The sequence below is a fragment of the Sorangiineae bacterium MSr11954 genome, assembly GCA_037157815.1.
GTDB lineage: Bacteria > Myxococcota_A > Polyangia > Polyangiales > Polyangiaceae > Pendulispora > Pendulispora albinea.
In genome coordinates this window covers 2346697-2371419 of sequence record CP089984.1, presented here as the reverse complement: position 1 = coordinate 2371419, position 24723 = coordinate 2346697, and the positions used below count along the sequence as shown (strand labels likewise).

Sequence of the window (24723 nt, the reverse complement as noted above, 5' to 3'; positions counted from 1 at the left end):
CCTGGAGATTCCAGTGGGCGCAAAGTTGGTCGTGGGTGGGACGACGTCAACCCGAGGCCGGAACGCGGCGTCAGCCGAGCGGAATCGCTAGGAGCGTGACCTCGCGGCCGCGGAGTTGGACGCGGTAGCGCACCGGTTTTCCGAACTTTTGGGACGCCTCTTGTTCCATGCTCTGAATGCGCTGGCGGAACGTTTGCTCGGTGATGTGGTCGGTCGCCTCGCCGATCTGGCGCTTGGCCGCGATGTACTCGCGGTAGATGCGCGCGTAGTACTGGTCCGCGGGCTCGTTCGCGAGCTGCTGGAGCGCGGCAGCATCGAGCGCTTCGCCCCGCCGGTCGTCGACCGACATGGCGTCGGTGAAATTGGAGGCGGTCGGCGCCTTGGACACGCGGCCCTCGTCGTCGGTGGTGTCCTCCTCGATTCCCATGAGCTGGTTGAGCAGTTGATCGATGCGGAACGCGAGGCCGCCCAGATCGGGGTGATCGAGCTGGAATCGCTTGTCGGCTTGGCCGTTGAGGATGGCCAAGAGTCCCTCCTCGAGCACCGCGATCGGCTGCGTGATGTAGTTGCCGAGGAGCCATCCGCCCACCACGACCAGCACGAGCCCCAGCAAGGTCACGCCAAAGATGCCGGGCAGGATCAAGCCGTTGACGTTTTCGAGCAGCGACGCCGGCCGGGCGGAGACGACAGCCGCCCGTTTTCCATCGCCAAATCCTTCGATCACGGCGGCCGCGACGATGGTGTCGCTCACCTGCTGCGCGCCCACGCGCCCGGCCATGAGCGCGCCCTTGACCGTTTCTTTGGCGTCGCCGTTGATGGCGGCGTTCAACGTTTCGCTGCCGGCCGCCGAGTTGGCGACGATCTGCAGGTTATTTCCCTGCGGGGTCACCAGCCGCAGCGCGCGCCCGGTGGTGGCGTCGCTCACCCGCGAGAGCTCGTCGTTCAAGGTGAAGCCCGCGGCGATGGCGCCGACGACCTTCCCCTGCTCGTTGCGAACGGGCGCGTACGAGGCGAGGTACTGATCGGTGCGCTCGGCCTTCGCCCACACGTCGGAGCCGCTCTGGCCGGTGGCGAGCGAGGCTTTGAGGCCCGCGTAGACGCCGGCAAAATCCTCGTCGCGGCCGATGTTGGTGCCGTTGCGCCCGATGCTCTTGCCCTGGGCGTCGATGAGGACGACCAGCGAGGGGACGGCGCCCCCAAAGGCGTGCGATTGCTTGGCGGCGCTCAGGATGGCGTCGCAAAGGTTGGTGGCAGCGTCACCTCGCGCCACGGGACTTGCTTTCGCCAGGACCTCGAGTGTGGCAGGCTCAGATGCCTTGCCGGCCAGCCACCTTTCCATTCGCAGCCCATCGAGCTGCAGACGTGCCGACGCCGCCTGCGCGTCGCGCTTGGCTTCGGCCATCAGCTGGGTCGGATTTCCGGCCGCCGAATCCAGTGCTTTCCGCACCAGAACGAACGTCAAAAGTCCGACCAAAAGAACGATAACCGCGTTAACAGCGATGATCTTGGTTCGCATTCGCCCTCGGACCGCGCGTGCGCCGGGGTGCTCCCGAACGCATTTGGACGCTATCATTCGCGTTGGTATGGCGGCAACTGATGTGAGCAAGACCGAGAGCGATGGCTGAGCAAAAAGAAATACACCCCAAGGCGATGCCCGGAGGTTCGACAGGTGCGTCGGCGCCCACCGCGGTCCTTCTGGACGATCCGGTCTACGAGGCACACGTACCCCTTGCGTACCACCCCGAACGACCCGAGAGGCTGCTGGCCGCGCGGGCCGCCCTCGAGCGCCCGGGCCTTCGCTGGAGCCATGTCGCGCCGCGGGATGCCACCAACGACGAGCTTTTGCGGGTGCACGAGCCCCAGTACCTCGAGTCGCTCGAGGAGCTTCGCGGCCAGCGAACCTACCTGGACCCCGATACCTACGTGTCCGAACGAAGCGTGGCGGCCGCGCGGAAGGCCGCGGGCGGGCTCGTCGCGCTGGTGGACGCGCTCATCGACGGCGACTGCCCGCGCGGCGTCGCCTTGCTTCGTCCGCCGGGGCATCATGCGCGCCCGGCGCAGGCGATGGGTTTCTGCTTGCTCAACAACGTGGCGGTGGCGGCGGCGCACGCGCGCGCGCGGGGGCTTTCGCGGGTGGCCATCGTCGATTGGGACGTGCACCACGGCAACGGGACGCAGGAGATCTTCTACCGCGATCCGAGCGTCCTCTATCTCTCGACGCACCAGTATCCGTTCTATCCGGGGACGGGGGCGGCCGACGAGCGCGGCGAGGGCGAGGGTCAGGGGTTCACGGTGAACGTTCCGCTGCTCGCAGGTGGCGGCGACGGCGTTTACCGCGCGGCGTTCGAGCGCGTGATCCTCCCGGTGCTCGAGGCGTTCGCCCCCGAGTTGGTGCTCGTGAGCGCGGGGTTCGATGCCGCGCGGCGCGATCCGCTCGCGGAGATGGAGCTCACGTCGCAGGCGTTCGGCTGGATGGGCAAGGCGTTGGCGGCGCAGGCGAAGACGAGCGCCCAGGGGCGCATCGCGCTGGTGTTGGAGGGCGGCTACGATCTGGTCGCCATGGAAGCGGGGCTTGCGGCCGCCATCGATGGGGTGGTTCGCGGCGAGGCGGCGCAGATCCCGCGCGCGCCGGACGCCATCGACATCGCGCGCGCCGCCGAGTCGGCCCGAAGCGATTGGCCGACCATCGACTGACGTCACGCCGCGCTTCGTGTGTGTGCCCTCGTCGGGAGACGTTCTCTCGCCGGAGGTGCGATCACGTGTGCTCGCTGAGGTTCGATCGGCAAGGCAGGTTCGAGCAGTGAAGAACGAGGGGGGCACGGGCGGACAAACGAATGCGTCAACGAGGCGCTCCGCGCGTTCGCACACGTTCTGCTGCTGGCTTCTCTTTCGAGTCCAGACGAAGAGAGGTCGAAAAAAGGTCCGGTGGATGCGAGCAGTTGTTTACGCAGCTAGCCCCAACGAGGAATTCGGCCACCGGTCCGCGCCCGCTGCGCGTCCCATCACCCGTCGCATGGGATTCCTCGCTTATTCCGCCCTCCGCTGTGGAGACTCTGGCTAAGAAGCTCACGAGGCATGCGCAGGCTGTTGCCTCCCGATCGTACCATTGGCAACCCATCGTCTGCGGTCCTGCAACGCAGCGTCCGGAGCGCCGCGAATTCGGAACCTATCCGCCCCCGGTTGCGAATCCGGTGCCACCCTACGAACGGCGCCTTTGCCGGAAAAATGGAAGGCACATCCCCTCCCCTGCCTGTCCCCGGACGATTTCCGGGCAATTTTCACCTGTCCCGGACACCCCGCGCGCCGCCCGCCCAACACAGCGCGCGCCGCTCGTTACGAGGTGCGGAGGCGGCGCGAGAGGAGGTTGCCGACCCACTGGATGGCTTGCACCATCACGATGAGCAAGGCCACGGTGACGGCCATCACCTTGGTGTCGAAGCGCTGGTAGCCGTAGCGGATGGCGAGATCGCCGAGGCCGCCTGCGCCCACGGCGCCGGCCACGGCGGAGTAGCTGAGGAGGCTGATGATCGTGATGGTGACCCCGAGCACGAGGGACGGCAGGGCCTCGGGGATGAGCACCTTGTAGACGATTTGCGCCTCGGTGCAGCCCATGGCCTGCGCCGCCTCGATGAGACCGTGATCGACCTCGCGCAAAGAGGTCTCGCAGACGCGCGCAAAGAATGGAACGGCGGCCAGGGTGAGCGGCACGATGGCCGCCGTGGTGCCGATGGTGGTGCCCACCACGAAGCGGGTCAGCGGGATGACGGCCACCAGCAAGATGATGAACGGCAGCGACCGGCCGACATTGACGACCGCACCCAGCACCCGATGAAGCCACGGCGCGCTGAGGAGGCCGCCGTGATCGGTCAGGATCAAGAGCACGCCCAGCGGCAGCCCGAACACCACGGTGAGCGCGGTGGAGACGCCGACCATGTAAAAGGTGTCGAGGGTGGCGGTCCACAGCATGGAAAGCATCGTATCGATGCTCATGTCGCACCCTCCGCGAGCAGCCCCATTCGTTCGAGGTGGCTTCGCGCCGCGTTGGCGTCGGGCCCGGAGAGCTCCAGAAGCAAGCGGCCGACCCGCTTCTCGCGCACCGTCTCGATGCCACCGCCGAGAATGTTGATGCCCACGTCGTACGTTCGCAGGATGGACGAGAGGATCGGTTCGTCGGCCGATGCACCGGCGAAGGTGATCGTCGCCAGCACCGCGCCGTTGCGGCCGGAGGGCGGGACGATGCGCGGAAAGAACTCGCTCGCGATCTCGGAGCCCGGCCGCACGATGAGCTCATCGACCAACCCCTGCTCCACCACCCGCCCCGCGCGCAGCACGGCCACGCGGTCGCAGATGTGTTTGACCACCGTCATCTCGTGCGTGATGAGAAGCACCGTCAGTTTGAGGCGGCGATTGAGATCGCGCAGGAGATCCAAGATGGATCGGGTGGTCTGCGGATCGAGGGCCGACGTGGCCTCGTCGGAGAGCAGCACCTTGGGCTCGCACGCCAGCGCGCGCGCGATGCCGACCCGCTGCTTTTGACCGCCCGAGAGCTGCGACGGGTACGCGTTGATCTTGTCCGACAGGCCGACCAAGGAGAGCAGCTCCTTCACCCGCGTGTCGCGTTGCGCTTTCGGCTGGCCCACGACCTCCAGTGGGAAGGCGATGTTCTCGGCCACCGTGCGCGAGCGCAGAAGATTGAAGTGCTGGAAGATGATGCCAATCTGCTGCCGCGCCTTGCGCAGCTCGGGCGGCGATAGGCTGGTCATCTCCTGCCCATTGACGACCACCGACCCGGAGGTCGGCCGCTCCAGCAGGTTGACGCAGCGGATCAGGGTGCTCTTGCCCGCGCCGCTCTGGCCGAGCACCCCGAAAATTTCACCCTCGGGCACATGGAGCGTGACGTCGTCGAGCGCGGCCAAAGCTTGCTCGCCGGTGCCATAGACTTTGCGGACGTTCTGAAATCGGATCACGGAAGATACAGGCTCGCACGAACGAGTTCGCTCCGCCTATGTACAAAGATTCGCTTTAGGAGCGAAGCGTCTATTTTAGCGAACGACCCCCCGCGCGGCATTTTCTTGGGGGAGCAGCGCGGCCAGCAAAAAGTCGTTGGCCGGGGTGGGGACATTGGATTCTTTGCCCAATCGCACCGCCGCGCCCGTGAGGTTGCCGAGCTCGGAAGGCCGTCCCGCCAGAATGTCCCGATAGGTCGAAGCATTGCTCTCGGGCGGCAGCGAATCGATGAACGCCAGCGCCCGGTCCACGGCGTCGCCCGCGAGCTTGATGCCCCGGGCCCGCGCGACCGCCGCGATTTCGTCCATGGCGCGCCGAAGCAGCTGGCGCGTTTCGGGCACCGCACGAAGGACCCCCGCGAGCGATCGGGTCACCGCGCCGACCGATCCGATGGGCGCCAGAAAGATCAGCTTTTCCCAGAGCGCAGCGTCGATGTCCTCGGAAATGCGGGTGGTGATGCCGGCGGCGGTGAGCTCGGACGCGAGCCGCGCAATCCGCGTCTGGTGCGCCGCGATGCGCGCGCCCAGGGTGACCACCGGCGGGGGGAGCTTCCACTCGATGATGCCGGGTCCGCCAATCCAGGCGAACATATGGCAAAGGCTTCCAATCACGACCTCGTCGCCCAGGGCTGCGGCCAAGGTCGGTCCGGCGTCGACGCCGTTTTGCAGAGGGACCACCGTGGTCGAGGGGCCCACGGCCGGGCGCAGGCGCGGGGCGATTTCCTCCACTTGCCACGCTTTGACGCAGACGAGCACATGGTCCACCACGCCGAACTCCGCGGGATCGGCGCCGGCGCGGAGCTTCGGGACCGCGATCTCTCCGTCGGGCCCGCGAAGGGTGAGGCCCTTGGCCTTCAGCGCCTCGAGCTGCGCGCCGCGCGCCACGAACGCCACGTCGTGGCCGGCGCGTGCCAGAAGACCGCCCAGCAGACCGCCGACACCACCCGTTCCTACGATCAAGAATGTGCTCATCCGTTCCCTCCTTTGAAAAGCACCGCAGGTCGATCGATCGAGGCCGCGCGGGCAGATCGATTCGATCTTGGACATAGGGCCAGAGGCTCGGCTACCAGAGGGTGTGAGTCGAAACACCATGATCCACCTGAAATCCGACGCCGAAATCGCCAAGATGCGGGAGACGGGGCGCATCGTGCATGCCGTGCTCGATGCGCTCGAGGCAGCGTGCAAGCCCGGCATCTCCACCTGGGAGCTCGACCAAATCGCCGACCGCGAGCTGTCGCGGGCCAAAGCGCGCTCCGCGTTTCGCGGGTACCGCCCGCATGGGATGCCCCCCTACCCGGCCGTGCTTTGTGCTTCGGTCAACGAGGTGGTGGTGCATGGCATTCCGAGCAAGAAGGTCATTCTTCGCGACGGCGATGTGGTGGGCCTCGACTTCGCGTGCTTCAAGAACGACTACTGCGCCGACGCCGCGCGCACGGTGGCCGTCGGCGCCGCGTCGCCGGCCGCGCGCCAGCTCCTCGCCGCGACGAAGGCTTGCCTCGAGCGCGCCATCGAGGCATCGCAGCCGAACGGCCGCCTCGGGGACGTGGGTTGGGCCATCGAGCAGTGCGCGACGTCGCACGGCTACGCGGTCGTGCGTCAGTTCGTGGGGCACGGGATCGGACGCGCGATGCACGAGGAGCCTTCGGTGCCGAACCATGGACCGCCCGGTCGCGGTGTGAGGCTCGCGCCGGGGATGGTGATCGCCATCGAGCCGATGGTGAACGAGGGGACGGGCAACGTGCGCACCTTGGGCGATGGCTGGACGGTGATCACCAAGGATCACCGGCGCTCCGCGCACTTCGAGCACACGGTGGCGATCACCAAGGACGGGCCGGTCGTTCTCACGGTGGCTTGACGGGCGCTTGGCACGGCGGCTCGACTCCGCGGCTTGGCGCGGCGGCTCGACTCCGCGGCTTGGCGCGGCGCTCGGTCCCAGGGCGAACGTCTCGACAATCGGGCCCTTCGGTCGTAGATCCAAGGGTCGATGAGCTTGCAGCAGATTCGCTATTTCGTCGCGGTCGCCGAGGAGGAGAACGTGGGGCGCGCGGCGGAGCGACTGCGCATCGCGCAACCTGCGCTGAGCCGGCAGATTCGCAATTTGGAGGCGGAGTTCGGCACGGAGCTGTTCGAGCGAACCTCGCGCGGGATGCGCTTGTCCTCGTCGGGGGCCGTGTTTCTGCCGCATGCGCGGGCCATCCTGTCCTCGGTGGAGTCGGCAACGGCCGCGCTCTACAAGCGATGAGCTCACGTAGCAGCTCCGGAGCGCACAGCGGGCGAAGGCTGGTGATCGTAGGACAAGGGGTGTTCGCGAGCTATGCGCTCCCGGCCAGCGGGCGCCTCGCCGTGGGCCGCTCCGAGAAGAGCGACGTGCGCATCGACGACGATTCCATTTCGCGCAAGCACGCGCGGCTCCACGTGGGCGCGGGCATGGCCATCGAGGATCTGGGGAGCGTCAACGGCACGAGGGTCCGCGGCGCGCGCATCGCACCCGGCGAGCGGGTGCAGGTGTTCGCCGGCGAAGCTTTTCACATCGGTAATGTGTTGGTGGTGTTCTCCGCGGAGGACGACGCCTCGCGCGAGCATGCGCACGGGCGCGCGAGCCCGGATGAAGTCTCGACCCGGCGGGCGAACCCTGCGGAGCGCGGGGCGGGGATCGTGCACACCGGCGCGCGGGGGCGGGCGCTGCACGTGGTCGAGGACGATGCGATGAAGGCGCTCTTCGCCATGGCGGCGCGCATCGCGGCCGGGCACATCCATGTGCTGGTGCTGGGCGAGACGGGGGTCGGCAAGGAGCTCGTCGCCGAGACGTTGCACCTCGAGTCGCCGCGGCGCGCGGGGCCGTTCGTTTGCCTCAACTGCGCGGCGCTGTCGGAGCCGCTGCTGGAGGCGGAGCTCTTTGGCTACGAGCGCGGCGCGTTCACGGGCGCCGCGCAGAGCAAGCCCGGGTTGCTGGAGACGGCGCACGGCGGAACGGTGTTCCTCGATGAAGTGGGCGAGATGCCGATGGCGCTGCAGGCGAAGCTCCTGCGCGTGATCGAGTCGAAGGAGCTCTTGCGGGTGGGGGCCGTTCGTCCGCGCGCCATCGACGTGCGCTTCGTGGCGGCGACCAACCGCGATCTGGGGGCGGCCATCGCCGAGGGGCGGTTTCGGAGCGATTTGTTCTTCCGGCTCGGGGGCGCGAAGCTCGTGATTCCGCCGCTGCGCGAGCGACCGCGCGAAATCGAGCCGCTGGCAAAGGCGTTCGCGGCCCGCGCCGCCGCGGAGCTGGGGCGCGGCGAGGTGCCCGGGTTTCGGCCCGAGGCGCTGCATTTGCTGCGCGCGTATCCGTGGCCCGGCAATGTGCGGGAGCTTCGCAATTGCGTGGAGCGCGCGGTGCTGCTCGCCGATGGGCCGGTGCTGGGCGCGGAGCACTTTCCCGTGGCGGAGATGGGGAGCGCGCTCATGCCGCATGCGCTGCCGGAGGGTGGCGCCGAGTCGTCGCGGGAAGCGGCGATCTCGCGGGCGCCGGCGTCTTCGCGGGCGCCGGCGTCGTCGCGCGCGGACCAGGAGCGAGAGCATATTCTCCGGGTGCTGCAGGAGTGCGCGGGCAACCAGTCGCGGGCGGCCAAGGTGCTGGGCATGGCGCGGAGCACCTTGGTGGCGCGGCTCGATGAATACGGCGTGCCGCGGCCGCGCAAGTAGACGATGCGCAGGCGAGGCGATCCGGTGCGCGTGGCGGGGCGGTACGCCGTCTACGATGCGATCGGGCGCGGCGGGATGGCCTCGGTGCATTTTGCGCGGCTGCTCGGGCACGAGGGCTTTTCGCGCACGGTGGCCGTCAAGATGCTGCAGCCGCAGTTCGCCAAGGATCCGGCGTTCGTCTCCATGTTCATGGACGAGGCGCGGCTGGCCGCGCGCATCGTGCACCCGCACGTCGTGCAAACGTTGGACGTGGTGTCGACGCAGGGCGAGCTGTTCGTGGTGATGGAGTACATCCACGGCGAGTCGCTCGCGCGCTTGATGCGCGATGCGCACGGGCAGGGCGAGCGGATCCCCGTACCGATGGCGGTGGCCATTCTGCACGGCGTGCTCTTGGGGCTCCACGCGGCGCACGAGGCGAAGAGCGCGCGGGGCGAGGCGCTCGACATCGTTCACCGCGATGTATCGCCGGACAATGTATTGGTGGGAGTCGACGGCATCGCCAAGGTCGCCGACTTCGGGATCGCCAAGGCGCGCGGGCGTTTTCAAACGACACGCACAGGTGAGCTGAAAGGGAAGCTCGCGTACATGGCGCCCGAGCAGCTGGAGGGGGCGACGAGCCGGCTCACCGACGTGTTCGCGACGGCCATCGTGCTCTGGGAGGTGCTCACCGGGCTTCGCCTCTTCGACGGCCAGAGCGACACCGCCCGCATCGACAACGTGCGCCACCTTCGGATCACACCGCCGCGCGCGCACGCGCCAGAGATCCCGGAGGCACTCGAAGAGGTGGTGATGCGCGGGCTGGAGCGCGATCCGTCGAAGCGCTTTCCCACCGCGCTCGATATGGCCACCGCGATGCAACGCGCCTCGGCGCCGGCGAGCGCCATCGACGTAGCCCAGTGGCTCGAGCGCATCGCCGCCCCCGCGCTCGATCGGCGCGCCACCCAACTGGCGAGCATCGAGCATCCGTCGGACGATGCGCGCGACGACGAAGACGGCGAGGACCGCGACGACGGCGAGGACCGCGACGACGGCGAGGAGCCAACAGGGCCCCCGACCCGCGCCGTACCGGGACTCGCCCCCTCCCCTCCCCTCTCGCCCCCCATCACCACGAACTCCGCAACTCCCTTGCGCCCTGGCGGTCCTTCTCTCCCGGCGAAGACCCCGCGCAGCCCCCTCCCATGGTGGATCGCGGGGGCCCTCCCGATCGCGATCGCGCTCGCATACGCCGCGTCGCCATCGTCCACACCGTCGCCCGCAACGCCATCGCCCACACCGCGAACCGCAACGCCCTCGGCGACGCCCGCGCCGCAAGCCGCAACATCCTTCTCCGCCGCCGCGCCCGCGACACCAATCGCCGCGCCATCCTCTGCAGCCGCGCCATCCTCTGCAGCCGCGCCCCCGCCCACGACCGATGCACCGGTCAATCCCCCTTCGACCCCCGCACCACCCGCGCTCTCGCCCGAGCACCATCCAGCTCCCCCCGCCGCGCGCACCCGCGAAAAACCCCGCCCCGCGCGCCCCAGCTGCTCCCCACCGTACAGCATCGGAGCCGACGGCCTGCGGCACTACAAGCCCGAGTGCTGGTAGAGTCGCCTCGATGACGTTGCCCGGTGCCCGATCCATCGTCTCCCTGACCGCCGCCATCTGCACCGTCCTCGCATCGCCCGGTATCCCGCACGCCCGAGCCGCCGAACCGGACGCACGCGCGTGCGTCGCCGCCGTGGAACGAGGGCAGCTCCTTCACCGCGATGGAAAGCTTCGAAAGGCCCGCGACGAGTTCATCGCCTGCGCCCGCGATTCGTGCCCCGCGCCCGTGCGAAGAGATTGTGCACACTGGCTGACGGAGGTCGACGCGAGCCTCCCCTCGGTCGTCTTTGCCCCCAAGCTCCGCGATGGGCGCGAGCTCCACCAAGGGCGCATCGCGTTCGACGGCGAGCTTTTGCAGGGCAGCTTGAACGGTCGCGCGGTGCCGCTCGATCCCGGCGCCCACACGTTGCGCTTCGAGCTCGACGGCGCAAAGCCGCTCACCCTCGAGACGGTGATCCACGAGGGCGAAAAGAACCGGCTCATCGCACCGACCTTGGAGCCCCTCGAACCGCCGCCGTCGCGCGCGCAACCATCGCCCCCGCCGCGCACCGCCGCGCCCCCCGAAGAGCCCCGCGCCCCTTTGCGCGAGCCGCCGAGCCGCCCGATCCCCGCCGCCGCATACATCACGGGGAGCGCAGCTTTGATCGGCCTCGCCGGCTTCACCTATTTCGGATTGAAGGGCCGCGGAGACCTCGACGATCTGCGCTCCACCTGCGGCCACCGCTGCGCACGCGACGACGTCGACGACGCCCGACGAAAGCTCCTCGTGGGCGACATCTCCCTCGCCGCCGGCGTCGTCGCCGCCGGCATCACCACCTGGCTCGTCCTCACCCGCCCCACCGTGCACACCACCGGCACCAGCGCCGGCCTCACGTTCGATGTCCGCGCCGAGCCCCACGGCGCCGCCGCCTCCCTGCGCGCGCGCTTTTGACGGCGCGCTATCGCTGAAACACGCGCACGTAATCGATTTGGAGCGCCGAGGGAAACGTCGTATTCCCGTCGGGCGCCGGAGGAAACCCGGCCGCCCCATTGGTCACCGCCATGGTGAGAATCATATAAAGCTTGGTCGACGGGGCAGGCGACGAATGCACCCATTGCCCATCGATGTACCAATTGACTCCATCGCGCGACCAATCGGCGGCGAAGGTGTGCCAACCGTCGCTCCAATCGGCGCGCGTGACGTCGGTGCCGACCGTCGACCCGCCACCCGGAGGATGGTAGATGCACGAGATCTTCGACGGGGTTCCGCTGAAGAACGACATGACGTCGATCTCGGGCGACGCGTTCTCGTCTTCGGGCCACGTCCAGAACGAAGGATGGAACCCCACGCCCTTGGGGAGGAGCATGCGCGCCTCCATGTATCCATATTGAAATGGAGACGACTTGGCGTGAACCATCCCGGATGTATACCGAAATACGCGACTCGGGCTCCGGTACTCCTCACGGCGCGCCGTCAGCTTGAGCTTACCATCTTCGACGATCGCATTTTGCTCCAAGTACCATTGCGCTTCGCCGTTGTCGGGATCGGAATAGGCGCGCTCGCCGTCGCGCGGATATTTCGTATCCCACTTCCTCCGATCGAGGGTCCGCCCCTCGAACTCATCGTCGAAGACCAAGCGCCACCCGCCGCCCGGAGGGTACGCGATGGCCCCCGCATCGCCTCCGTCTCCCCCCGCGCCGTCGCTCGTGAGATCGTCGTACGGGGTCAGCCAGTAGCAGTGCGACAACGCGGCGGCGACCGCATACGCGCCTGCCGCGACCGCCCCCGCCCGCAAGGCGCGAAGACCGCGCAAACCACGGAACGCACGGAGCACACGCGAGACGACGGAGCGGCGCACCATTCAGAACGTCCCGCGCAACCCGATCCGGCCCGGCCCCGTCTCGACGGCCAGGGCAGGTGCAGACGATGGGCCCTTGCGCCCGAAGTACCAGACGGCGACGGCGCCGCCCGCGAACGCGACGCCCAGCGCCAGCGAGACATTGGCGATCACCGTATCGGTGCTGACCCGGTCGACGTCCGCCGGATGGCAGCGCGGCGCGCACGTCGAACGCAGGTGCGAAGCTTCGGTCGCCGCCTTGATCTCGAAGACCGCAAAGTTCACGAGCGAGGCGCCCGCCAGGGTGCCCAGCACGTACACGAACGGCGATGTGGAGCGCTCGGCCGGCGCACGCACGGGAGCCACCGCCGGCGCCGGAGCACGAGCGACGGAGGCGAGGGTCACCGTCACCGGGCGCGCCCGCTCCCCTTCGTGCACCACCACCTGCTGCTCGCTCGGCGTCTTCCCGCTCGCCTCGAACTGCAGCTTGTGAACGCCAGGATTGACCGGAATGGCGCGCCCGTTCAACGAGTCGACCGCCGCACCGTCCAATGTCACCCGAAGGTCGAGCAAATCGCGCCCCGCCTCGTCGCGCGCCGCGATCACCAACGACGGTGTGGTCGCATCCAAGGTCGAGAGCCACCCGTCGCAGTCTTGCTTGATCACCGCCGGACACACCGCCCGCGTGCACACGAGGAGACGGGCGCGCGCCTCGAGGAGCTTGCCCTGCTTGATGAGCCGCTGCGCGTCCTCCGATCCCGACGCGCACACGTCTTTTTCGTCGGCGCGCGCCCCATCGGCCGCGACCAAGGTAGCTGCGAGAACGGCGACGGCGATCGACCCCGAACGAAACGTGCGCATGGACCTAGAGGCACTCGCGCTTGTAGATTTTGCGCCCCGTCTCGTCGCGCGTGTACGGCGGTTTGCAAGCATCGTCTTCCTTCGGCGCCCCCGACGTTCCGGATGCCCCCGACGTTCCGGATGCCCCCGACGTTCCCGAGCTCACGGACGTCGCGCTCCTCTTCGCCTCCCCGCGCGGGCGCGTGCGCGACGCGCGCGGCGTCTCCTTCTCCGCCGCGGGCGCGGGCGCGCTCTCCGGCGCCGCCTTCATCGCCACCGACACCAGCGAGGGCGAAAAGTCGCTCACCTCGACCGGCGACGGCGCCAACGGCGACGGGGTCGACACCGCCGCTGAAGCCTGCCCCGCCCTGCCCGAGGGCGCCGAGCGAACGTGCGCCCAGAGCGCCCCGCTCAGCACGGCCCCGAGGCCGACCGCCGTCAACCCCACGAACGCCGCGACGGATTGACGGCGCCTTACGGGCAAGTCCGAGGAGACGGGCGTCTGCGAAAGATCCGCCATGGCCACCAAGGCCGCGGGGATCGGCACCGCCTCCACGGGCGGCATGCGCTCCAGGGTCTCGATGAGGGCCATCCGCTCGGCCACCGCTTGCTCCGCGCGCGCCTGCACCCACGCCCCAATCTCCGAGGGCGATGGAAGCGCCACGCTCTTCTCGAGGGCCAGCGCCATGTCGTGCGCGCTCGCGAACCGCTTGTGCGGCTGCATCTCGAGGCCGTGCATCACCACCTCGTCGAGCTCCGGCGGGATGCCCGCGGCAAAGGCGCTGGGCGGCCGCATGGCGCCCGTGAGAATTTTCTCGAGCACCCTCGCCTCGTTCTCGGCGGCAAACAGAGGACGCCCGGTGAGCGCTTCCCAGAGCGAGACGGAAGCTGCATACACGTCGGTGGCGCGACCCACGGCGCGCCCGTGGATTTGCTCCGGCGCGAAGTAAAAGAGCTTCCCCTTGAGCATGCCCGAGCTCGAGGCTTGGTTGCGCTGCGTTGCCTTGGCGATGCCGAAGTCGGCGATGCGGGCAGAGCCATCTACCCCGACCAACACGTTGTGCGGCGTGACATCGCGGTGGACCATCCCCAGGTGCTCGCCCTCGGGCGTCTTCGCCTCGTGCGCGGCGTGAAGGCCGTGCAGAACGTCGGCGAAGATGGCCGCCGCCATGTTCGGGGCCACGGGGACCGAGCCGCGGGCCCGATCGTGAACGAGCCGCGCGAGCGACTCGCCGTGCACGTACTCCATGACCAAAAAGAGCTCGCCGTCCTCCGACACCACGTCCACGATGGGCACCACGTTGGGGTGCCGGATGCGCGCGACCAGCCGGGCCTCGTCCATGAACATGGTCACGAACACCGGATCGCGCGCGTAGTGGGGGTGCAGTCGCTTGATGGCTACCGTGCGCGCAAACCCCGAGGCCCCGCGGAGCCTCCCCAGGTGAATGCTCGCCATGCCGCCACTCGCAATGACGGAATGAAGCTCATAGCGGCCAAGTACGAGCGGCAATGTCCGGGATTCGAACACCTTGCGCACTACGTTAGCGTGAATTCTCCGACCACGCAGGTCGAACGGTGGCCCTTGCACCGGTACTGCTAAGGTCGCGCAATCTTGAACAAGTAGACATTCGCCCCTGCGTTCGCATACGCCGTCCAATAAATGGTGGTGTCGTCGACCGCGATGTCCCAAGGAGACGTTGTTCGATCATCTCGGGAGAGGGTGGACTCGACTCCGTTCAGGAGCGATCGGATGGTGCCATCGCCATCGGTCCAAAAGATCGTGGCCCCGGAGACGGCCACGAAGCGCGCATCGTACGGATACGCGATCCGCGATGGGCCCTGCAGACAACCGCTGGCCCCACACGAGAGGAGCAGGTTGCGCAAGGTTCCTCCTCCCGCGCCCGTTGCCGTGAAGAAGACGCTCGACGAGGTCGCGGCGACAGCAAAAGGTGCGAGCTTGTGCTCGGCGCCAACGAGCTCGTCGCGCACGGGACCCCCGGTTCCGCTCATGTTGAGGTACCGCTCGAGCGTGCCGCGGTGCGATTCCGTGTACGCGCCCGTGTTCGTCCAAAAGACACCGTTGGAATCCGACGCCATGGAGTAGATGGCCGCGACGCCCGCATCCGCGATGACGGTCGCGCTCGTGAACGCCGGGCCCACCGCACGACGAAGAATCGTGGGCGGATCGGACGCATCGGGTGCACCTGCATCGGCCCAAATCGGCGGCGGCGTTCCCTCCGACCAATAGACGTACGCCTGCGCAGTCGACACGGGTGTCGCGGTGATCGCGTACGGCTCGTTGGCAGCAATCGAACGGAGCCCCCCACCATCGACGTACATGGAGAGGACGGCGCCCGGCGCTGCACCGCCGTCCGGTCCCCACGGCGGCTTGCGCCACGATGTCGCATAGAGAACGTTGTTGGCGATCGCGATGCGCGGCGGTGGATCGAGCCGAGGCGACGCGCTCCCTTCGGTCAGGTACGACGCATCGCCGCCCGCCTTGGGCACGCTCACGACCCTCCCGAAGGGCGTGATGCCGTACACCGACGTCGAGCCATTGTTCGTGGCGATGTGGATCGGGGTGCCATCGCCCGAACGAAGCATGACGCGGCCGCATACGCCGGTTTGGCAGCTTCCACCCTGGCAATCGTGACCACAGCGGCCGCAATGCGCGCCGGCGTCGAGCACGTAGACTTCACACCCGTTGGTGCTGTCCTCGTCGCAGTCGCCGAAGCCAGGCGCGCACATCACCTGGCATCCGCCGTCCACGCACGCGGCGAAACCATTGGGCCCGGACGCGCACACGCGGCCGCACGCGCCGCAGTTGGTGATCGATTGCGGGGCGTCGGCGTCGCACTCGCTGGGCAAGGCGGCGCCGCCCGTGAGATCGTCCGTAAAGCGGCACGCGGCCAACACGGCGGCAAGGACGAACGCGCTCCCTCCGAGAAACCCGAGCCCCGCGCGCACCCGCGAACGCATCACTCGTTCTCTTGCCCGCCCGGACGCTGGCGCGACTTGATGACGTAGAAATACCGGCGCGCGATGCCCGACGCGGCCGCCGCGCGCACCACGTTGCCGCCGTGCTTGGCCAGCACGCGCTCCACATACCCCCGCTCGAACGCGTTCATGACGCGCTGCCGCGCAGCGGGAAATGGAAGATCCATCGCCAACGTCTCTTTGATCACGTCCGCGCCCGGCGCCTGGGACGGCGCCGGGTCCAGCGCGCGCGAGCGCTCCATCGCCGCCAGGTCACCGAGCGCGAGCCGCCGCGCGATGGCGTTGTGCAGCTCGCGCACATTGCCCGGCCAGCCGTACTCCTCGAAGCGCCGCAGCAAATCCTCCGGGATCGGCTTGTCCGTGCCGCCGAGCTGCTCCCAGAAGTAGCGCCCCAGCACCTGCACGTCGCCGCGCCGCTCGCGCAGCGGCGGCAGCTCGATGCGCGCCACCGCCAGACGGTAGAAGAGGTCGTCCCGGAAGCGCCCCGCCTGCACCTCTTTGTCGAGATCGCGCCGGGTGGCGGCCATCACGCGCACGTCCACGCGCACGAACTTCTCCCCGCCGACCCGCTGCACCTCGTTGCGCTCGATGGCGCGCAGCAGCTTGGACTGCAACGACGCGTCCAGATCGCCGATCTCGTCGATGAGCAAGGTGCCGCCGTGCGCCTGCTCGAACACCCCGCGCCGCGCGGCGACGGCGCCGGTGAACGCGCCGCGCTCGTGACCGAACAAGGTCGACTCGAGCAGGTTCGCGGCCACCGTGGTGCAGTCGAAGACCACGAACGGCCCCTTCTCGCGCGCGCTCTCCTCGTGGATCGACTCGGCGAGCAGCTCCTTGCCCGTCCCCGTCTCGCCCTCGATGACCACCGGCACGTCGGTGGCCGCCAGCCGCTCGCACAGAGGATAGAGCCTTCGCATCTCGGGGCTGGCCCCGACCAGGCGCCCGAACCGCATCGCCAAGGTGGTGGGGTGCTCGGCCGGCATGGCCACCACCTCCACCCGCAGCACGTTGTCGCCCAGGCGCACCAGCTCCCCGCCGTGCAGCCGCACGTCGAAGACGCACAGCCCATTGGCCCACGTGCCGTTGGTGGAGCCCAGATCCGTGAGGCGCAGGCCCTCCGGCACCACGTCAATCGACGCGTGCCGGCGTGAAATCTGGCGATCGCTCAGACGAAACGCGCACGCGGGGCTCGTGCCGATGAGGACGCGCGAGGGCTGCGTCCCGTCCAGCACGAACTCCCGGCCCGCGTCCGGCCCCTCGACGACGCGCAAACGGAACGTGGCCGTCGCGTTGAACCCGCCGCGGGGCCGCGATTGAAGAACGGTGGACGCGCCCTCCTCGATGGGCATCGTCCGAACGGTATCACATTCCCAATCAGCGCTTGGTCCACGCGTCGATGGCCGCCTTCTCTTCCTCGGTCAAGGTGTAGCCCGATGGCGGCATCGCGCCGGGGGTGCCCGCTTGCGTTATCACCCGCTCTCGGATGGCTGCGCGACGTGCGTTCCACAACGCGTAGGTCGAGAGATCCACATTGGATGAAGCTTTTCCGCTCCCCGGCGCGCTGTGGCAGTTGCTGCAGACGCGCGCGTAAGCGGGCTGCACCGTGTCCGTCCAGATGGCCTCATCCCCGCTGGCGCCCCCAAAGCGCGCCTCGTAACGAAACAGCTGCCCGCCCGTGACCACCCAGACATCACCGTCGGGCGAGCCGGCGAGCCGCAGATCGTCCCCCAGCGACGGCGGCGCCGAGGTGATGAACACCCGCCCGTCCCGCACCATCCCGAGATCGCGATCGACGGCGAACCACACGTGCGGCCCCGCTGCCGCCAGCGCACGGATGGCGCGCGCGCCGGCGTCGTAGACCACGCGCATCTCCCCACCTTCCAACTTGTAGAGGCCCCGCGGGGTGGCGGAAAAGAGCGCTCCAGCGGCGTCGAACGCGACGAAGCGCGCGTCGGGGAGCGCCACGTCGGTCTCTCTTCCTTTCGCGGAGGGATCGAAGATCCGGACGCCGCCCGCCACCGCCACCGCCACCCGCCCTGCCCCCGCGGCCACCGCGTGAAGCTCGGACGACGGGTAATGCGTCACCGTGGTACCGTCGCTGGTGGCGATGCCGCGCTCGGTGAGAAACCCGGTCGCCCCCGTGCTCCCCGCGAGCGACGACACGGCCTCGGATGTCAGGCCGAAGCGATCGGAGACGTCCTCGATCCCTTCGTGACCGAGCACGCGCTTCATGCGCCCCTTGCCGTCGATGCCCACGATCCACGTCCCCAGCCCCGACGCCGACGGGATCACCGCCGCCGAGCGCCAGGACGTCACGCTCGCGTCGCTGCCCACCAGCGCGCCGCTGGTAAAGGTGCTCACCCCGGAGGCGCCGAAGACCGCCACCGTTTTATCGTACTCCGCCACCGCCTGCACCTGCCCCACCGCGATGTTCGAGGGGTTCCAGACCACGGGGCCGAGGGTCAGCTCGCCCGGCGGGAGGGACTCGTCGCTGGAGCTGCACCCCAGCCCCATCGACGCAAGAAGCGCAATCAAACCTGCAGCCGTGGATCGTTTCATGTCGCGAGCAGCTCCTTGATGACTTCCCCTTCGCGGAAGTACTTCTGCGGATTGACCCCGAAGGCCGAGACGAAGGTCGCGAGCAAATCGGGCGGCGCCACCGCCCGCTCGCCATCCATGAACGTTCCGGCTTTGATGGGGCGCGGAAGCAGTTGGGGGACGTCGGTCGATCCAAAGACCTTTTTCCCTTTGAACTTGGGTGAAATCACCAACGCCGATCCATTGGGATGATGATCGCGCCCGCGCGCGATATTGATGGCCGGAGTCCGGCAAAAATCGCTGGTCACCAAAATATGCGTATGCTGGCTGAGCTTGGCCCCCGTGCGGGTCGGGTGGGGGAGCGTATCGAGCTTCCGGATCAAGGCCGCCAGAATGTCGAAGGTCTCCTGCTGCGTGGCCGCTTGGTACGCATAATTGTTGGCGTGCGTATCGAATCCATTGAAGGCGAAGCTCACGCACCGCGCCATGTTGTTGGCGAAGGCCTCGATCGCGAACGCCGCGTTGGTGGCCGCTTTGTATTGATGCCGCAGCGCGGGAAAGTTGAACTCCTTGTGGCCGTCCACCAGCGCCTTCTCACTAAAGACGTTTTGCAGCCGGGTATCGCTCAAGACCCGATCCAACGCCGAATATTGCGTGGCGAGGCTCTGGAGCGCGCTGGGGTCGTTGGAGATTTCGGCCAGCTCCGCCGCCTCCTCCGTGAGCACGGCGTTCACGTTGTTGCGCTCCGCCTGCGTATCGAAGGCGGTGGCGCGCGACAAAGAGAGGGCCATGGTGCCGACTTTGGAGATGCGCAAAGGGCGCGCCTTGGAGCTCAGCTCCGAGCCGAGCAGGTACGAGGGATATTCCACGCTCACCACCGGCAGGAGCTGCTCGGTGCCGAACTCGTTGGCGCAGCACACGTCGATGCTCGACTGATTGGGCCTCCCGCCGTTCAAGTGGCGGCCGGTCACCGCGTACGTCTGGCCGTCGGGGTGGCTCACGGTGTTGGTGGCGAGGCCGTTCACCACGCACAGGCGCGATACCAGATCGAGGTCGGCGAGGCTCCCGATGGCGGGCCCGAAGACGAAGGGCGTGTCTTTGGGGCGGATCGGCTGGAACGAGTAACCCCCGTCCGAGAGCTTCTTCGTATCGTTCTCCCAGAGGCGAATGCCGAGGGTGTTCGTGTTGGCCGTGGTGGCCGGATCGATGAGCCCCACCTCGTCCCAGCGCGGGTCGAGGCTCAAGGTCACGTCCCACCCTCCGAGCGCGTGAAGGAGGAGGAAGAACTCGTCGCTCGTCTTGGCGTCTCCGCCGGGCGCGGCCAGGGCGTGGACGAGGGGCGTGCTCGCCAGGGCGGCGACGCCGGATCCGGCGAGGGCCTTGAGAAAACTGCGGCGGCTCGATTTGTTCATGATCCTGCGCTCCTCAATAAAGGTGAAACTCGGGGTGGCGAATCAGGCCGTAGCAGACGGCCGCCCATCCGGCCTCCGCCGGGGAGAAGCGCGAACCGGTCACCGTGGCGTGCGTCTTCACCGTATCTTGATAGAGCTTCCAAAACCGGTTCGTGCGATCCGTGGGCGCGAGCTGCGCGGGGTAATTGAGGAACGTGCGGTGCACCACGTCGAACCGGGGCGCGAACGCCGCCGCGTCGAGATCTTTCGGCATGTCGAAGTCGTAAATGAACCGCGGCGTGAGCGCCTTGTCGTGCTCCATCGCGCGATCGCACAGCGCCACCCCGATGCGCTCGAAGGTGGCCACCATGAGCGTGTTCGTCTGGTTCACGCGCGGCGTGTCGTAGCGGTAGTCGGGCATCCCCATGGTGCCGAGGTAGTCGCGCCACGTGTCGAATAGGTTGGCGCCGTCGGTGCCCCGCGCGTTGGTTTGCGCTTGCAGCGGCGAGAGGTTGCCGAACAACGTCAAGTAGGTGCGGATATAGGCCTCGACCGGCACCAGGCGCGGGCCTTCCTTGGGCGTCTTGTCTTGCAGGACACCGTGCCCGGGCGGCAGCGGCTCCGGGGGCGTGAGCGGCTCGGCGGGCGATTTCGAGCACGCGGTGGACGACGCAAACGCGGCGAAGGTGCCGGCGAAGCCGAGCGCCAGGAGCGCGCCGCGCACGGCGAAGAGAGCCTTTCTACGGATCATCGCGCACCTCCATCCGTCCCGCCGCGCCAGGCGCTCGAGGTCAGGTTGTTCGAGCGATGGTAGGCGTCGCTGAGGAGCATCTTCTTCACCACCGCACGCATGCGGTAGCCGCCGTCTCGAAGCGCCTGGGTCAAGGTTCGCGTCAGCTCCGCGTCCTCGGTGCTCAGCGAGCGACCGAGGAACGAGCTGGCCACGTTCTCGGCCACGCACGCCGCGAACTCCGGTTGGTTGACCAGCTCCGACGCCATCCCTTTCGGCCCCTGCTCCGCGTGGTTCGTTCGATTCGTCACATCGGGGTAGCCGCCGCGCAGAACGCCGTGCGTCTTGTTGCTGAACGCAGGATCGTAATAAGGCGCGCACGTCCCGTTCATCTTCCCATTCGCGTCGTTCTTGCACGTGCAAACCCTGGGGTTGGTCGCGGTGGGCGAGCACATCGAGGCGGTGTCGAGCGGGAGCTTGTCCGGCGGCAGATACGTGACACCGCTCTCGGTCACCCGCGCGAAGTACGCGGCCATCGGCTCCAGGGTGGTGTGGCACGATCGGCAACCCTCGCGCGTCATCAAGTTGGGGTCCTCCGAGGGGGTGAGCTGCAGGTTCGCGGGCGCCACGAAGTCCTTGCAGAGGAACGCGTTGTACAAGACGTGCGCGCGCGCCCGCCGGGTGCCGTATTTGGTGAGGAAGATGGGCATGGTGAGGATGCCCGACGCGAAGGCGCCGCGGTTCTGGACCTCGACCCACGTGTTGGCGTCGTGCGGCAGCAAGCCTCCGGGGATGCTCTTGGGATCGAGCAGCGGAACGGGCTCCACGTGGCCGAAAAAGAGCGCGGCGCCGCAGCAGGTCCCCGGCGCGTCGCTCTTGTAATACTGCATGAGCGGCCCGTTCACGAAGGTGCGGGGGGAGGAGAGCAGCTCGCGAAAGTCACGGTCCTTGCCGAAGAGGTCGAGCATGAAGTGGCGCGCCTCCTCGCCCCACCAGAGTCGATCCCAGTCGCCGCTGTCTTGCGCGATGCTGTCGATGGGGGCCTCCGCGCCGAGGATGTTGACCTCCGGCGCCACCACCCCCAGGTCTTGCCCGGTGAACCCCGGGGTCGGGAAGCAGTGCTCGAGCCCCTTGCCGCAGCCGCAATCGATGGAGTGCGAAATACCGCTTTGCGTCCGGCACGAAATGGGCTTGCCCTGGTTCGCGGTCGCGAAGGAGTCGTCGAGCGGCAGGGCGGTGGTGCGTCCGGGCGGAAGAGCCCCGGCGTCTCCCGCGGTCCGTCCGCTGGCGTAGACCTTCCCGACCTCGGCCTCCTGCGCCTCCTCGCGGCAGACTCGAATCTCGACCGTGGCATCGCCGGTCGGCTCCACGAGCAGGGCGCGGTTGGGTTCGAATCCATATTTGGCGGGCCACTTCGCCGGGTCGAAACGGTCCGTGGGGTTCGCGGACTTGTAGTCGCGATAGAGCCACCACGGTTTGACCTTCAAGGTGGCCTTGTCGAGGACCGTCGCCGGTACCGCTTTTCCGCCCGGCGCTCCGCCGTCGGGGTAGGTGCCGCGCGGGCGGTTCACCGGGAAGGTGATCCCCGTCTCCTCGGAGGTCAGACAGAAATCGCCGTCGGTCTCGGCCCGCTGGCGCCTCTGCCCCAATCGGTAATAGACATAAATTTGCTCGTTGTTGGGCCCGCGGATCAACTCGCGCCGGAGGTCGACCTGCGAGTTCAAGGCATTGAACACGGGGCTCACCTGCAGCCGCAAAAGGTCCGAGTAGATGCGCGTGACCCGATCGGCGTACCCGGGGCCGGTCAAGCGCTGGTTGATCCACCCTTCCAAGTCGAAGCCGGGCTTCTCGAACGCAGCCACCTCGTCCCGCGTTGGAATGCGCCCCACCAGATCCACGGTCAGCGCACGAAACCGCCGATAATCATCGAGCGACGGCGCGGCGCCTGCATCCGCCGCCCACCCAAGGGCGCCCGATGCCAGTAAAGGTACGAGTAGACGAGCTTTTCTCACGATGTTCCTCCGCGTCCTGCCCGTGCTCTTCGCACCATCCGGGCCAAGCACGCGCGAGGCCGGACGCGGGGACCGTCACTCGGAAATATCGGAAATCATGGGAGAACATGGCCGGAGCCAGGGGGGTGGACGTGTTCCCTTTTCGATCACGGGCTTGAGATCGAATCGATCACAAACCGATCGCTCCGGCGCGGCCAACGATGCAGGTCGGCCGAGGACCAACCATGTAAGTCCGCCGAGGGCCAACGAACGGCGCCGCCATCAACGTGATACCCAATTGTCACACAATCGATGCAGGCAGACGCACATTGAAGGCAGTGCCGTCCGTCGCCAAACGAAAATTGCGGGTTACCTTGGAGGGGAATCGCTTGCGCCTCTGCTTTTTCCGGCTCGCGCTGCTCATCGTCAGCATTTTCGGCCTGGGGGCCTGCAACGGATGCAACCCCCAGAAAGCCCCCACCCAAGATCCCAGCGCGGACAAGCCGCCGGGCGCCACGAGCGCCGCGGGTTCGGCGACGGCAGGAGCCGCAAATTCGGGGGCCGCGGGCCGCGAGGTCGAGGTCTTCCTCATCTACGGCAGCGAAAAGAAGACATGGCTCGAGGAGTCCATCAAAGCCTTCGAGCCGCAAAAAAAGACCACGGCCTCGGGCCGCCCCATCACGATCCGCGCAAAAGCGATGGGCTCGGGCGAGTCGGTGCAAGCCATCGTCAACGGCACCGACAAGCCGCACGTCTTTAGCCCGGCGTCCAGCGCGTACATCGCCTTGTTGAACAGCGCGTACGCGCAAAAGCGGGCCAAGCCCATCGCGCAACCGGGGGAGACGGTGGTGCTCTCGCCGGTGGTCATCGCCATGTGGAAGCCGATGGCGGAGGCATTGGGCTGGCCGAAGTCGCCCATCGGCTGGTCGGATTTGCTCAAGGTGAACCTGGATCCGCGGGGCTGGGGCTCGAAAGGGTTCGCGGAGTGGGGCCGGTTCAAGCTCGGTCACACGCACCCCGAGTTCTCCAACTCGGGATTTCTCTCGGTCCTGGCCGAAGCCTACGCCGGCGCCAAGAAGACGCGCGGCCTCTCCCGCGCCGACCTGGACAACCCGAGCACGCGCAAATTCCTGGAGTCGGTGGAGCAGACCATCGTCCACTACGGAACGTCGACGGGCTTCTTCACCGACAAGATGATCGCGCGCGGCCCCGCGTACATGTCGGCCACCGTCAGCTACGAGAACCTGGTCATCGAGTCGTATCAAAAGAACCCGCCGCAGCCGATCATCGCCATTTACCCCAAAGAGGGGACGTTCTGGTCCGATCACCCGTATTCGATCCTGGACGCGGAGTGGGTCGGCAACGAAGAGCGCGAGGCGGCGAAGATCTTCCTCGAGTTCCTCAAGGCGCGTCCGCAGCAAGAGCGCGCGCTCGCGCTGGGCTTTCGTCCGGGCGAGGCCTCGGTGCCCATCGCCTCCCCCATCGACCTCGCGCACGGCGTCGATCCCAAGCAGCCGCAGAACCTCCTGGAGGTGCCCGAGGTCGCGACCTTGGAGAAGCTCCTCGACGTGTGGAAGGACACGAAGAAGACCACCGACGTGGTGCTCGTCTTCGACAAATCCGGCTCGATGCGCGGGCGTCCTTTGGAGGAGGCCAAGCGCGGGGCCAAGAGCTTCCTCGACGTCCTCTCGGATCGCGACGAGGTGACCTTGAGCTTCTTCGACACCGTCGTCTACCCGACGGTGGGCCCCGTGAAGCTGGGCGACGGCGGCCGCAAACAACTGGCGCAACGGATCGACGGCGTGAGCGCGGGCGGCGGAACGTCCCTCTACGACGCCATCGACAAGGCCTACGAGGACGTCTCCAAGCGGGCCGCCAGCGCGCGAGGTCGAATCCACGCCATCGTGGTGATGACCGACGGCAACGACGAAGGGAGCCGATTGACCCTCCCGGCCCTCAAACGACGCTTCCCCAACGAAGCCGACACGCCGGTGAAGGTCTTCACCATCGCCTACGGCGAGGGCGCCAGCGCCGACGTGTTGGACGAGATCGCCGAATCGGCCAAGGGCTCGGCCGCGCGCGGGAGCGTCGAAACGATCAACCGCGTGTACGCGGATATGGCAGCATTCTTTTAGCGCGCGCCGC

The 24723-nt window shown here is 67.8% G+C and carries 19 protein-coding genes and 1 pseudogene; 7 read left to right on the top strand and 13 right to left on the bottom strand.

The features are described from left to right. Window positions 1–70 precede the first annotated feature (70 nt). Window positions 71–1447, bottom strand: a complete 1377-nt coding sequence (locus LZC94_09715) for a cache domain-containing protein (GenBank protein ID WXB17540.1) — start codon at window positions 1445–1447, stop codon at window positions 71–73. Window positions 1448–1617: 170 nt separating this feature from the next. On the opposite strand from LZC94_09715, the gene LZC94_09710 reads away from it, so the two are divergent. Further along, window positions 1618–2694 (top strand): histone deacetylase, encoded by a 1077-nt coding sequence (locus LZC94_09710; protein WXB17539.1) that lies wholly within the window; start codon window positions 1618–1620, stop codon window positions 2692–2694. 639 nt (window positions 2695–3333) lie between these two features. On the opposite strand, the gene LZC94_09705 is transcribed toward LZC94_09710, so the two are convergent. The 3 genes from LZC94_09705 to LZC94_09695 form a co-directional block, all read right to left on the bottom strand. Further along, entirely contained in the window at window positions 3334–3990 is a 657-nt protein-coding gene (locus LZC94_09705) for an ABC transporter permease (protein ID WXB17538.1), read from the bottom strand. After that, the gene (locus tag LZC94_09700; protein ID WXB17537.1) at window positions 3987–4967 is read right to left on the bottom strand and encodes an ATP-binding cassette domain-containing protein; all 981 of its coding nucleotides are present in this window, start codon (window positions 4965–4967) and stop codon (window positions 3987–3989) included. Before LZC94_09700 ends, LZC94_09705 begins: the two co-directional genes overlap by 4 nt. A 75-nt stretch (window positions 4968–5042) precedes the next feature. After that, on the bottom strand, window positions 5043–5978 hold the full coding sequence (locus tag LZC94_09695) for a 2-dehydropantoate 2-reductase (protein ID WXB17536.1): 936 nt from the start codon (window positions 5976–5978) through the stop codon (window positions 5043–5045). Between the two features lie 118 nt (window positions 5979–6096). Here LZC94_09695 and map point away from each other — a divergent pair, with 118 nt between their 5' ends. The 5 genes and pseudogenes from map to LZC94_09670 all read left to right on the top strand — a co-directional run bounded on the left by map (window position 6097) and on the right by LZC94_09670 (window position 11205). Further along, complete coding sequence (map, locus tag LZC94_09690; protein ID WXB17535.1) at window positions 6097–6861, top strand: type I methionyl aminopeptidase; 765 nt, start codon at window positions 6097–6099, stop codon at window positions 6859–6861. Window positions 6862–6990: 129 nt separating this feature from the next. Continuing rightward, window positions 6991–7248: a LysR family transcriptional regulator gene (locus LZC94_09685; protein ID WXB17534.1), complete on the top strand. Its 258-nt coding sequence runs from the start codon at window positions 6991–6993 to the stop codon at window positions 7246–7248. Beyond that, window positions 7245–8687 carry a sigma 54-interacting transcriptional regulator gene (locus LZC94_09680; GenBank protein ID WXB17533.1) on the top strand — a complete coding sequence of 481 codons (1443 nt, stop codon included), beginning with the start codon at window positions 7245–7247 and terminating at the stop codon, window positions 8685–8687. Before LZC94_09685 ends, LZC94_09680 begins: the two co-directional genes overlap by 4 nt. A gap of 75 nt (window positions 8688–8762) precedes the next feature. Next, window positions 8763–9452 (top strand): annotated as a pseudogene (locus LZC94_09675) (serine/threonine protein kinase). 832 nt (window positions 9453–10284) lie between these two features. Beyond that, entirely contained in the window at window positions 10285–11205 is a 921-nt protein-coding gene (locus LZC94_09670) for a hypothetical protein (GenBank protein WXB20389.1), read from the top strand. 7 nt (window positions 11206–11212) lie between these two features. Here the strand turns inward: LZC94_09670 and LZC94_09665 are convergent, their stop codons facing one another. From LZC94_09665 to LZC94_09625, 9 genes are all read right to left on the bottom strand, one after another. Continuing rightward, window positions 11213–12115: a glycoside hydrolase family 16 protein gene (locus LZC94_09665; protein ID WXB17532.1), complete on the bottom strand. Its 903-nt coding sequence runs from the start codon at window positions 12113–12115 to the stop codon at window positions 11213–11215. Next, window positions 12116–12952, bottom strand: a complete 837-nt coding sequence (locus LZC94_09660) for a hypothetical protein (GenBank protein ID WXB17531.1) — start codon at window positions 12950–12952, stop codon at window positions 12116–12118. It abuts the gene before it with no gap. Window positions 12953–12956: 4 nt separating this feature from the next. Beyond that, complete coding sequence (locus LZC94_09655) at window positions 12957–14387, bottom strand: serine/threonine protein kinase (GenBank protein WXB17530.1); 1431 nt, start codon at window positions 14385–14387, stop codon at window positions 12957–12959. A 140-nt stretch (window positions 14388–14527) separates the two neighbouring features. Next, window positions 14528–15910 (bottom strand): hypothetical protein, encoded by a 1383-nt coding sequence (locus LZC94_09650; protein ID WXB17529.1) that lies wholly within the window; start codon window positions 15908–15910, stop codon window positions 14528–14530. Further along, window positions 15910–17277 (bottom strand): sigma 54-interacting transcriptional regulator, encoded by a 1368-nt coding sequence (locus tag LZC94_09645; GenBank protein WXB17528.1) that lies wholly within the window; start codon window positions 17275–17277, stop codon window positions 15910–15912. Before LZC94_09645 ends, LZC94_09650 begins: the two co-directional genes overlap by 1 nt. Before the next feature lie 25 nt (window positions 17278–17302). Beyond that, a complete protein-coding gene (locus LZC94_09640) occupies window positions 17303–18487 on the bottom strand; it encodes a cytochrome c (protein WXB17527.1) in 1185 nt (394 codons plus the stop codon). Continuing rightward, the gene (locus tag LZC94_09635; protein WXB17526.1) at window positions 18484–19878 is read right to left on the bottom strand and encodes a DUF1501 domain-containing protein; all 1395 of its coding nucleotides are present in this window, start codon (window positions 19876–19878) and stop codon (window positions 18484–18486) included. Before LZC94_09635 ends, LZC94_09640 begins: the two co-directional genes overlap by 4 nt. Window positions 19879–19891: 13 nt before the next feature. Further along, entirely contained in the window at window positions 19892–20608 is a 717-nt protein-coding gene (locus LZC94_09630; GenBank protein ID WXB17525.1) for a hypothetical protein, read from the bottom strand. After that, window positions 20605–22599, bottom strand: a complete 1995-nt coding sequence (locus tag LZC94_09625) for a DUF1585 domain-containing protein (GenBank protein WXB17524.1) — start codon at window positions 22597–22599, stop codon at window positions 20605–20607. Before LZC94_09625 ends, LZC94_09630 begins: the two co-directional genes overlap by 4 nt. Before the next feature lie 368 nt (window positions 22600–22967). Here LZC94_09625 and LZC94_09620 point away from each other — a divergent pair, with 368 nt between their 5' ends. Then, on the top strand, window positions 22968–24713 hold the full coding sequence (locus tag LZC94_09620; GenBank protein ID WXB17523.1) for a VWA domain-containing protein: 1746 nt from the start codon (window positions 22968–22970) through the stop codon (window positions 24711–24713). The last annotated feature ends 10 nt before the right edge of the window (window positions 24714–24723 follow it).

Coding starts and splice junctions, on each gene's coding strand:
- LZC94_09660 (WXB17531.1), bottom strand. CDS start 12,952: ATGCGCACGTTTCGTTCGGGGTCGATCGCCGTCGCCGTTCTCGCAGCT.
- LZC94_09650 (WXB17529.1), bottom strand. CDS start 15,910: ATGCGTTCGCGGGTGCGCGCGGGGCTCGGGTTTCTCGGAGGGAGCGCG.
- LZC94_09705 (WXB17538.1), bottom strand. CDS start 3,990: ATGAGCATCGATACGATGCTTTCCATGCTGTGGACCGCCACCCTCGAC.
- map (WXB17535.1), top strand. CDS start 6,097: ATGATCCACCTGAAATCCGACGCCGAAATCGCCAAGATGCGGGAGACG.
- LZC94_09635 (WXB17526.1), bottom strand. CDS start 19,878: ATGAACAAATCGAGCCGCCGCAGTTTTCTCAAGGCCCTCGCCGGATCC.
- LZC94_09640 (WXB17527.1), bottom strand. CDS start 18,487: ATGAAACGATCCACGGCTGCAGGTTTGATTGCGCTTCTTGCGTCGATG.
- LZC94_09630 (WXB17525.1), bottom strand. CDS start 20,608: ATGATCCGTAGAAAGGCTCTCTTCGCCGTGCGCGGCGCGCTCCTGGCG.
- LZC94_09680 (WXB17533.1), top strand. CDS start 7,245: ATGAGCTCACGTAGCAGCTCCGGAGCGCACAGCGGGCGAAGGCTGGTG.
- LZC94_09695 (WXB17536.1), bottom strand. CDS start 5,978: ATGAGCACATTCTTGATCGTAGGAACGGGTGGTGTCGGCGGTCTGCTG.
- LZC94_09655 (WXB17530.1), bottom strand. CDS start 14,387: ATGGCGAGCATTCACCTGGGGAGGCTCCGCGGGGCCTCGGGGTTTGCG.
- LZC94_09685 (WXB17534.1), top strand. CDS start 6,991: ATGAGCTTGCAGCAGATTCGCTATTTCGTCGCGGTCGCCGAGGAGGAG.
- LZC94_09710 (WXB17539.1), top strand. CDS start 1,618: ATGGCTGAGCAAAAAGAAATACACCCCAAGGCGATGCCCGGAGGTTCG.
- LZC94_09665 (WXB17532.1), bottom strand. CDS start 12,115: ATGGTGCGCCGCTCCGTCGTCTCGCGTGTGCTCCGTGCGTTCCGTGGT.
- LZC94_09645 (WXB17528.1), bottom strand. CDS start 17,277: ATGCCCATCGAGGAGGGCGCGTCCACCGTTCTTCAATCGCGGCCCCGC.
- LZC94_09670 (WXB20389.1), top strand. CDS start 10,285: ATGACGTTGCCCGGTGCCCGATCCATCGTCTCCCTGACCGCCGCCATC.